This is a genomic window from Campylobacter sp. CNRCH_2013_0855 (assembly GCF_025773025.1).
GTDB lineage: Bacteria > Campylobacterota > Campylobacteria > Campylobacterales > Campylobacteraceae > Campylobacter_D > Campylobacter_D jejuni_C.
This window is the reverse complement of record NZ_JAKMTE010000011.1, coordinates 36,956-46,100: the sequence shown is the minus strand read 5'-3', so window position 1 is coordinate 46,100 and position 9,145 is coordinate 36,956. Positions and strand designations below refer to the sequence as shown.

11 protein-coding genes are annotated in these 9,145 nt (G+C 28.2%); 2 read left to right on the top strand and 9 right to left on the bottom strand.

From position 1 onward, the window contains the following. Positions 1-118 precede the first annotated feature (118 nt). The 9 genes from L8X40_RS06775 to rpsU form a co-directional block, all read right to left on the bottom strand. Positions 119-538, bottom strand: a complete 420-nt coding sequence (locus L8X40_RS06775; RefSeq protein WP_087699133.1) for a PepSY-like domain-containing protein — start codon at positions 536-538, stop codon at positions 119-121. 62 nt (positions 539-600) lie between these two features. After that, positions 601-2,313, bottom strand: coding sequence for an ATP-binding protein (locus L8X40_RS06770; RefSeq protein ID WP_087699131.1), 1,713 nt, complete (start codon positions 2,311-2,313; stop codon positions 601-603). A gap of 8 nt (positions 2,314-2,321) precedes the next feature. Next, positions 2,322-2,801: a hypothetical protein gene (locus L8X40_RS06765; RefSeq protein ID WP_087699129.1), complete on the bottom strand. Its 480-nt coding sequence runs from the start codon at positions 2,799-2,801 to the stop codon at positions 2,322-2,324. Beyond that, a complete protein-coding gene (locus tag L8X40_RS06760) occupies positions 2,798-3,289 on the bottom strand; it encodes a YajQ family cyclic di-GMP-binding protein (protein ID WP_087699127.1) in 492 nt (163 codons plus the stop codon). Before L8X40_RS06760 ends, L8X40_RS06765 begins: the two co-directional genes overlap by 4 nt. Then, a complete protein-coding gene (locus L8X40_RS06755; protein WP_214100495.1) occupies positions 3,279-4,211 on the bottom strand; it encodes a D-2-hydroxyacid dehydrogenase in 933 nt (310 codons plus the stop codon). Before L8X40_RS06755 ends, L8X40_RS06760 begins: the two co-directional genes overlap by 11 nt. Continuing rightward, positions 4,211-5,383, bottom strand: coding sequence for a glutathionylspermidine synthase family protein (locus tag L8X40_RS06750; RefSeq protein WP_214136253.1), 1,173 nt, complete (start codon positions 5,381-5,383; stop codon positions 4,211-4,213). Before L8X40_RS06750 ends, L8X40_RS06755 begins: the two co-directional genes overlap by 1 nt. A gap of 9 nt (positions 5,384-5,392) precedes the next feature. Beyond that, positions 5,393-6,010, bottom strand: a complete 618-nt coding sequence (locus tag L8X40_RS06745; RefSeq protein ID WP_039619476.1) for a UPF0323 family lipoprotein — start codon at positions 6,008-6,010, stop codon at positions 5,393-5,395. A gap of 72 nt (positions 6,011-6,082) precedes the next feature. Further along, positions 6,083-6,688 (bottom strand): LysE family transporter, encoded by a 606-nt coding sequence (locus tag L8X40_RS06740; RefSeq protein ID WP_087699121.1) that lies wholly within the window; start codon positions 6,686-6,688, stop codon positions 6,083-6,085. A gap of 42 nt (positions 6,689-6,730) precedes the next feature. Further along, positions 6,731-6,943 carry a 30S ribosomal protein S21 gene (gene rpsU / locus L8X40_RS06735; protein WP_002780697.1) on the bottom strand — a complete coding sequence of 71 codons (213 nt, stop codon included), beginning with the start codon at positions 6,941-6,943 and terminating at the stop codon, positions 6,731-6,733. Positions 6,944-7,128: 185 nt separating this feature from the next. On the opposite strand from rpsU, the gene ccoG reads away from it, so the two are divergent. Continuing rightward, positions 7,129-8,502, top strand: coding sequence for a cytochrome c oxidase accessory protein CcoG (gene ccoG, locus L8X40_RS06730; protein ID WP_263667576.1), 1,374 nt, complete (start codon positions 7,129-7,131; stop codon positions 8,500-8,502). A gap of 1 nt (position 8,503) precedes the next feature. Next, positions 8,504-9,127 carry a TetR/AcrR family transcriptional regulator gene (locus tag L8X40_RS06725; RefSeq protein WP_263667575.1) on the top strand — a complete coding sequence of 208 codons (624 nt, stop codon included), beginning with the start codon at positions 8,504-8,506 and terminating at the stop codon, positions 9,125-9,127. Positions 9,128-9,145: the final 18 nt, after the last annotated feature.

Here is a 9,145-nt window from a genome sequence, read left to right as displayed (position 1 = left end):
CTGATAATGTAAATAAAATAGCTAATGATATCTTAGAGGATGCTAGGAAGAAGAAGTTTTAAATAATTAAACTAAACCCTTAATGGGTTTAGTTTAAGTAATATGAGATTTTAGGTGATTAATCATCAAATTTTTGACCTAAAATATTACCTTTATAATCTGTATAAATCTCCATCATATTGTTTGTTCTAAATTTATAACCATTGATTTTTTTATCTACTTCTACAATAGTTGCATTTGGTTGTGCTGCTTGTACTTTAGCAATAACTTCTTTTGGGATAAATCCTGTTGGAATACCTTTGTATTTACCATCAACTTCTTTCCAGTCGCCATTAATGATAAAATCAATTTCAGTTCCATCAACTAAATTTACTTCATAAGAATCTACATCTTGTTTTACATAGCCTATATTTACACCTTTAAAATGAGTGTTTAAAAACTCTTGAGCCTTTTGAGGCAAAGCACTTGGACTAACAACCATATCTGCGAACATAGAACTTGCACAAACTAAGCCAGCTAACATTAATTTCATTTTCATTTTTTCTCCTTTAAATAAAAGTTGAAAGAATGATATTGTTTACTTGTGAAATTTATGTGAATTTAATTTTTAAAACCAACTATCTTATTTTTATCAAATGAAGATTCTATTTCTTTTTCTATAGTGTGCAAAAAATCATCCATTTTAAAAATACCATCTTTAGAAATAGCCGCTTTTAAAGCTGTATTTTTAACCACCATTACAATTTGAGCTCCGCTTAATTCATATGAAGCTAAATTTTTTAAATCAAAACTATCATCAAATTTAGCATTTTTAGGCAAAGCTTTTTGCCATATCATTAAGCGTTGTTCATAATTTGGCTTTTTAAATTCGATTTTATACTCAAATCTTCTTGAAAAAGCCACGTCTAAACTTTCTAAAAAGTTTGTTGTAGCTATGATAACTCCACTAAAACGTTCAATTTGTTCTAAAAAAATATTTTGCATTTGATTATGCATTTTATCAGCACCAGCGCTGCTTTCTACCCTAGTACTTAAAAATTGATCAGCTTCATTTAAAAGCAAAATAGGACTTTGCTTGCTTGTTTGACAAAGTTCTTTGTAAGTATCAAAAATTTTTCTTACATTTTGCTCGCTCTCACCCACATATTTACTTAAAATTTTCGAGCAATCAAAACTCAAAATGGATTTTTTCATAGCTTTTGCCATACTTAATGCACTCATAGTCTTACCAGTACCAGCAGGACCATAAAAAATTATCTTAGCTTCTATATTTTTATTAGTTTTTATACCCCATTTATTTAATCTTTCTAAAACCTTTTTATCTTGTTGTTTTAATATGCTTTCTAATAGATCTTTAGTGCTTTGGGGCATAATAACATCATTTATATTGATATTTGGCTCGATTAGCTCAAAAATATCTTGTTCTTTAACTAAATTTTGAAGTTTAATTTTTTTATTTTTCTTTGGTTCTTTAAAGTTAATAATTCTTTGTAAAATATCATCACTTAAATAAAAAATCTTAGTGATATCACCCAAAGAATTAACAAATTCATCGTATTCTAAAAGATTTAAACTAAGCAACTTAGAATCTTCTTCTAATAAGGCTTTATTTTCTTGTTTTTGAGCCTCATCTTCACTGATTAAATGAAGTAAAAAATTAAAATCTCTACTATAAGAATTTTCAGTATTTAACAAATACTCTTCTTTTAACAAACTAATAAATATCAAACATTCTTTATCATTTAAAGCATATTCTTTAAAAATCTCTGCTAAAACATTAGAAATTTTACTTTTCTTTATACGCTCTTTAATGTATGCTTCAAATATAGCTATATCTTTTTTAATATTCTTACTTTGAGAGCTTTTAGCAAAAAAACGCAATCTTTGATAAAGCTCGATTTTAAAAAATTCATCTTTTAAATACGCAATATGATCTTCATAAATTTGATCTTGCATATAATCTTGTATGTTTTTATTTTCTAAAACTTGCAAGAAAACTTCACTTAAACTTAACTCACATTGTAATAAATTTAAAAGCAAGCTTGAATTTTTACTCGATTTAAAATCAGAAAAAATTTGAACAATAAAACCTTTTTCTATAAGATTTTTAAGATCTTTTAAATGATCTAAATACTCATATTCATCATTTTTAAAAACTTCGCTAAGAAGATTGTAAGCATTAATGCTTGCATTTGCCTGCAAATAATTTTTGCATAAATGCTTTAAAATTAAAATTTCATCTTCGCTACATTGTAAGTTTTTATAAATATTGCTTTTAAAAGTATCATTAAGAAAAAGTTTCAAATCTTTCATATTTTCCTTTATATTAACCTTATGCTAAATTTGATTTTGGATTTTTTATCATTAAAACTCATATTTTTATCACAAACCTCATAAAAAATATCATAATTGTTACTTATAATCTTTTGAGTAAAACCACAAGAGGTAGTTTGTTTATTTTTTCCATAAAAAATAGGTTTTTTATAGATTAGATCTTGTAAAAAATCATCATAATATTCATTATTAAAAAATCTTTTATTAAAATATGTTTTTGCATAACATATACCATTAACGCAAATTTTATCGCTAATTTTTAATTCAAGCAAGGCTTTAGAAGCACTGTAAAGCTCTAAACTTGTAAAATTTTTTCCCTCATATAAAAAACCATAATCAGCAAATTTAAACTCTGGGGTTTTTAAAATAATATAAGCACTTTGTGATTGTGTTTTGCTTTTTAAAGCACAAGAGCTTAAAAAAACGCACACAAAACACAAAAAAACTATTTGAAGTAAAGTTTTCATTTAAGATTTTTAAAACTAATATTAAGTTCTAAATTGAGTTCTTTTACTATTTTCATCACGCTTTGCAAATCATCAATTTGCTTGCCAACTACGCGAATTTCATTACCTCTAATACTTGAAGTTACCTTTAGCTTACTATCTTTTATAGCTTTGTTAATCTTCTTAGCACTATCAGCATCAATAGCATCATTAACTTTTAAGTTCAGTCTAAAATTTGCTCCGCTTTCCCTACTTAGCTCTTTAATACCATTAGGGTTTATCCCTCTTTTAATAAGCTTTGAAATAACAATATCTTTTAACACTTCAAGCTTTGTTTCACTAGAGCAAATAAGCTTATAAACACTTTCTTTTTCATTTAACTCTATTTCACTTTTAATACCTTTTAAATCATATCTACTATCAAGCTCTTTTTTAGCTTGCTCTAAAGCATTTTTTAGCTCTTGTTTGTCAATTTCCCCACTAATATCAAAACTATGTTCACTTGCCATTTTCTATAAACTCCTTAAGATTATTAAATACAATTTGGACTAAATTTTGTATGGATTCTTCACTTGCCCATGCAACATGTGGAGTGATGATTAAATTTTCTTTATTTTTTATACCAAGCAAAGGATGATTTTTAATCATGGGTTCTATTTCAAGCACATCAAGTCCTACTTTGATATTTTTCTCATTCATAACTTGAGCTAAATCTGCTTCATTGATGATTCCACCACGCCCTACATTAATCAAAATAGCATCATCTTTTAAAAGCATTAATTCTTTTCTACTTAATAAATTTTTTGTCTTATCATTTAAAGGCGCATGTATGCTAATTACATCACAAGTTTTTAAAAGCTCTTCGAGACTTACTTTTTCATACTCATCATTATTATTAGCCCCTGAGGTAGAATAATAACAAATTTTAGAACCAAACATTTGAGAAACCCTAGCTACTTCTTTACCTATAGCTCCAAGTCCTATAATACCATGTTTTTTACCGGTTAAAGTATGCAAAGTCTTACTAAAATCACAAAACATTTTACTCTCACACCATTTGCCTTCTTTACTCCATTTATCATAATATGGAATTTGATTTAAAAAAGCAAAAAGCAAAGCAAAGGTATGACTTAAAACACTTTTTGTGGAATAACTAGCGGCATTTTTTACCACTATACCTTTAGAATTTGCATAAGCTACATCTATATTATTTACCCCTGTACCAAGTTGTAAAATAAGTTTTAAGTTAGTATTATCTATTACTTCTTTGTCAATGATGATTTTATTTATCATTACAACTTGCGCATTAGCTATTCTTGCAATAACCTCATCTTTAGAAGTTAAATCATAACTCACAAACTCGCCAAGACTTTCAAAAACCGTTAAATCCGCTCCACCTAAAGTTGCAGTATCTAAGCATACTATTTTCATTAATCTTTTACTATATGTCCTACAAATTTAGAATAATTATCAAGCACTAATCCGCCTTTTCTAAAACCTAATCCACAACCCTCATAAGCAAAGAAAACCCCTGCTTGGTAATAATTACTTTCATTTTGATTAAACTCAGCAAATTCTTGATACACAAAGCGATTGTTTTGATAATCTCCGCTTGTTTCAAAACTTACATCTCCATTAGCTTCTATAATAGAAACATTGGCTCCTTCTCTACCAAAAACAGGCTTTTTAACACATTTTTTACCCACTAAAGGTTGATCGCTTGTTTCAAGCAATAAAGGATGATTTGGATAAAGCTCCCATAAAATTTTCATTATACCCTTACTTTGAAACAATAAAGTGTAAGCAGGATTTAAAATGATTGCTTTTTGATTTTGCATGATTTGAGTTAAAAGCATAGCAAGCTCACCCTCTTCTATGGCTATGCTCTCCCAAGGAATGAGCTTGAAAAAATACTCAAAATTTACATCATTTTTAAAAATACCCTCAGGCGAAAATTCCACCTCATCTATATAAGAAAACTCACTCTCAAAACCTGCTTCACTAGCAATGTGTGCTAAAAGCTTGGTTGTAATCATATCCTCATCACTACCTGCGATTGAAGAAAATAATATCTTCCAACCTTCATAATACTTTTCAAATTCACTTACATCTTCTTCTAAAGTGATAAGTCTTTTAAAATTATCTTTTAGGGCTTCATATATATTATTAAACTGCGAGCTTTCATCTAGGTTGTTTTGTTTTAAAATAGCCCATTGTAAAATAGCACTTTCAAATAAAGAAGTTGGAGTATCAGCATTAAATTCTATTAGCTTTATAGGCTTACCATCAAGCCCACCTGCTAAGTCAAACCTTCCATATAAATGCCAATGCACATCATTTTCCCAACTCATCTTAATCGCATCAACTAAATTAAAAGGAATTCCAAGTTCATCAAAACGATCATTATCAATCACTTCTTGCGCAGCAGCTACAAACATATCATAAAGCTCATTCACTGCTTCATAATATGCATTTGCTTCATTTTCTCTCACACAAACTAAGTTAGAATCTAAATAATCACTTCCATCATTATCTGTATGCCATGAAAAGCCTATTTGTTCTAAGTAAGATTTTTCTAAAGGATTTACTTTTAAAAAATTCATTTTACACCCTTAGGATCCAAAAGAGCTAGAAGAACTTGAAGTAGCCTTAGAACCACCACCAAAAAAGCCTGATTTTTTCGCACTTGAGCCTGAAGTGGCACTTGTACTTGCCTTATTAAAACTATTTACACTTCTTTGATAAGCACTTTGGTTTGAAAATGCTCCTCTTTGCTGGTTTGCAAAATTTTGGTTATTAAAAAGTTTTGAGCCTATCCAGCTACCAAGTATAGCACCAGCCGCACTCGCAAGCAATGTTTCACCTAAAGACAGTCCTCCACTACTCATTTGAGCGTTATTTGGATTTGTTAAATTTGAAGTACCATTGTCTATTTTAGCAGCTTCTTCTTGGATTAATTTATCCATTTCTTCTTTGCTTAAAACTCTTTCTGTACCATCAAGTTGTTTTAAAACTACCCTAGTTTCATCGCTTGGAAATTGATCTTTGATTTTGTATTGATTTGGAGCAGTTTCTTCGATGATAACAAAAGCACCTTGAGTATTTGCTGCCTGACTCAATGCATTATTAGAATCACTTGCATTGCTACTACATGCACTTAAAGCACCTGCACTTATTGCGGCAATACCACTTATCATACTAAGCTTAAGTATAGTTTTTATATGTTTCATAATCTTTCCTAAATTTATAAGTTTAACTTAATAAGATTTTAACAAAAAAAGTATTAATAAAAATTAATTGCCTTAATTTATCATAGCCATTAAATTATTACTCAAAATAAACACAGCAAAAGCAAAAAATATAAAAGCACTTAAATAATCAATATGCTTTAAGTTCTTTTGATAAATTCTTACCATGAAAGGTTTAGAAAATAATAAAGAAATCAAAGAAAAATAAATTATAGTTTCTAAAATCAAAACAAAAATTAAAACTATCAACATCCACCGCATTTGGGTAAAATCAAAACTTGCAAAAACGCTAGCAAAATAAAAAATTGCTTTAGGATTAGATAAATTTGTAATCATTCCACTTAAAAATGCAGATATATGAGTTTTTTGAACTTTTATATTACCTATTTTTGCATTTTTGTAAATTCCATAAGCTAAATATAAAAGATAACAAGCCCCAAAACTTGATAAAGCAATTTGCAAAAATGGAAATTGATGGAAAATCGCACTCAAACCAAGTATAGAAAGTATAATCCATACACTAACGGCTAAACTTATCCCCAAGCTTGCCTTTAAAGCACTTTTAACTCCTTCTCTTAATGCATATGAACTTACTAAGAAAAAATCAGGTCCTGGTAAAATAAGTCCAAAAAAATGAATGATTAAAATCCAAAGAAACATAAATAATCAATGAATAAAAGCCGATTTCTCGGCTTTTTGGTATTAGAGTCTTGACTCGTAGCGTCTAAGCATATAAAGTCTTTTAAGCATTTTTTTGCGTGCTGAAATTTTTTGTTTTTTACGAATTTCAGTCATAGGCTCAAAAAATCTTCTAGCGCGAACTTCAGTAACAACTAGATTTCTATCTACTTGTTTTTTGAATTTTCTATACGCTTCATCAAAAGACTCGTTAGGATGTACCTTAATTCCTGGCACGACCCTCACCACCTTTCTTAAATAAAATTAAAAAGGGATTATATCACAATTTCACTTGAAAATAAAATTTATTTTTGTAATAATTACATAAATAAAAATTAAACATAAATTCTTAATATAAGACAAAGTTTGGTTTAATTTTTCTAGTACTACAATTTAAAAAACATTTTTTAAGGAAAATAAAAATGAGTGCTTGTATCACCAATTATACTAAAAAAAGGTATATAGCCTATATCATTTCTATGATTATTTTTATAATACTACCTTTTATAAAAATTAATGACAATCATTTCTTTTTATTAAGTTTTGATCATAAAAAGCTTAATTTGTTTTTTATTGCTTTTGATACCCAAGAGCTTTATTTAATGCCATTTGTTATCATGGGCATGTTTTTAACTATACTTTTTATTACCACTCTAGCAGGAAGAATTTGGTGTGCTTGGAGCTGTCCTCAAACTATTGCTAGAGTTATTTATAGAGATTTATTACAAACAAAAATCTTTAAAATTCATAAAAGCACAGCAAACAAACAAAAACAAGTAGATGGATTTTTTGTCCAAAAAGTTTTAAGTATTGTGATTTTCTATCTTTTTTCATTATTAATGATGAGTGCATTTTTATGGTATTTTGTACCGCCTGAAGATTTTTTTGTATATATTCAAAATCCTGCTGATCATTTATTGCTTTTGGGGATTTTATTTTGTGCTTCTTTAGTCTTTACTTTTGATATAGTGTATTTGGGTGAAAAATTTTGTGTTTATGTATGTCCTTATGCAAGAATTCAATCTGTAATGTTTGATAATAATACTATTCAAGTAATCTATGATGATAAAAGAGGTGGTGTGATTTATGATGGGCATACCAAACTTTATCAAAAACCACCACAAGGTGAATGTATAGGATGTGAAGCCTGTGTAAAAATTTGTCCTACACATATAGATATACGTCAAGGAATGCAACTTGAGTGTATTAACTGTCTTGAATGCGCCGATGCTTGTTCAAAAATTCAAGCCAAATTTGATCGCCCTAGTTTGATTAACTGGACTAGTGCAAAAGCCATTGAAACAAGAGAAAAAGTAAAATATTTTAGATTTAGAACTATTGGATATTTAGTGGTTTTATGTGGTGTTTTTGTAGCCTTAGTTTTAATGGGAAGTAAAAAAGAAAATATGCTTTTAAACATCAATCGTTCTAGCGAGCTTTATCAAGTAAGAAAAACACATGATGGAGATTTATTAATCACCAATGCTTATGTATTTTTATTCCAAAATACAGATAATAAAACTCATGAGTATTATTTTGATGTAAAATTACAAGACTTTGAAGATGGTATAGAAATCATTAGACCTAAAAAACCTTTTAAACTAAAAGCTGGTGAAAAAGATAAACATATAGTTGTTTTAAAAGCTACTAAAAAACTAGCTGATAATGATAGAAAAGATACAGTAATACCTTTAACTATCAAAGCTTATGCACTTGATGATAAAAACATCATAATCACAAGAGAAAGTAATTTTGTGTATCCTAAAAACTCAATTATAGAGCATAAAAAACACTAAAATGGAAAAAAGACTTTCTTCAAAATCTCAAGCAAGGCTTGAAAAAATCAAACAAATTGCTGCGGAGTCGTTTTTAGAAAACGGCTACGAAGCAACTAATCTTAAAGATATCATCAAACAAGCTGGTGGATCTTTTTCTTGTGTATATGAGCATTTTAAAAATAAAGAAGGTTTATTTGAAGCGGTTTTAAATGATTTTGCAGAAAATCATTTTCTAGCTATTTTAAACAAAAATATGCAACTTTCAGTCAATGCTAGTTTAGAAGAATTTCTACATCAATTTGCAAAAGCTTATTTAGGGATTTTTAATGACGCTAAAACCATAGCCATAGTAAGACTTATATATTCAGAAATTTATAATGAAAAATTTGATTTTGGCAAATGGTTTAAAGGAGACAATAGAAAAGAAGTAGAATATGTACTTCAAAAAAGATTTGAAGAAGAAAATGAAAATTTAGCTAAAAATGCTGAATTTTTAAGTTATACATTTTGTGCTATGCTTAGAGGAACTTTTTTTATACAAAGCACTTTTGAAAATAAAGTTTCAATGAGTAAAAAAGAGCAACAAAATCACGCAAAAAAAATCGTAAAACTCTTTACTCAAGGCCTTGTTAATTTTAATTAACTAAAGATTGATAAAATA

What these genes read in the sequence shown, in the direction of transcription:
- L8X40_RS06745 (WP_039619476.1), bottom strand. Translation starts at nt 6,010, where the DNA reads ATGAAACATATAAAAACTATACTTAAGCTTAGTATGATAAGTGGTATT.
- ccoG (WP_263667576.1), top strand. Translation starts at nt 7,129, where the DNA reads ATGAGTGCTTGTATCACCAATTATACTAAAAAAAGGTATATAGCCTAT.
- L8X40_RS06765 (WP_087699129.1), bottom strand. Translation starts at nt 2,801, where the DNA reads ATGAAAACTTTACTTCAAATAGTTTTTTTGTGTTTTGTGTGCGTTTTT.
- L8X40_RS06740 (WP_087699121.1), bottom strand. Translation starts at nt 6,688, where the DNA reads ATGTTTCTTTGGATTTTAATCATTCATTTTTTTGGACTTATTTTACCA.
- L8X40_RS06775 (WP_087699133.1), bottom strand. Translation starts at nt 538, where the DNA reads ATGAAAATGAAATTAATGTTAGCTGGCTTAGTTTGTGCAAGTTCTATG.
- L8X40_RS06760 (WP_087699127.1), bottom strand. Translation starts at nt 3,289, where the DNA reads ATGGCAAGTGAACATAGTTTTGATATTAGTGGGGAAATTGACAAACAA.
- L8X40_RS06750 (WP_214136253.1), bottom strand. Translation starts at nt 5,383, where the DNA reads ATGAATTTTTTAAAAGTAAATCCTTTAGAAAAATCTTACTTAGAACAA.
- L8X40_RS06770 (WP_087699131.1), bottom strand. Translation starts at nt 2,313, where the DNA reads ATGAAAGATTTGAAACTTTTTCTTAATGATACTTTTAAAAGCAATATT.
- L8X40_RS06755 (WP_214100495.1), bottom strand. Translation starts at nt 4,211, where the DNA reads ATGAAAATAGTATGCTTAGATACTGCAACTTTAGGTGGAGCGGATTTA.
- L8X40_RS06725 (WP_263667575.1), top strand. Translation starts at nt 8,504, where the DNA reads ATGGAAAAAAGACTTTCTTCAAAATCTCAAGCAAGGCTTGAAAAAATC.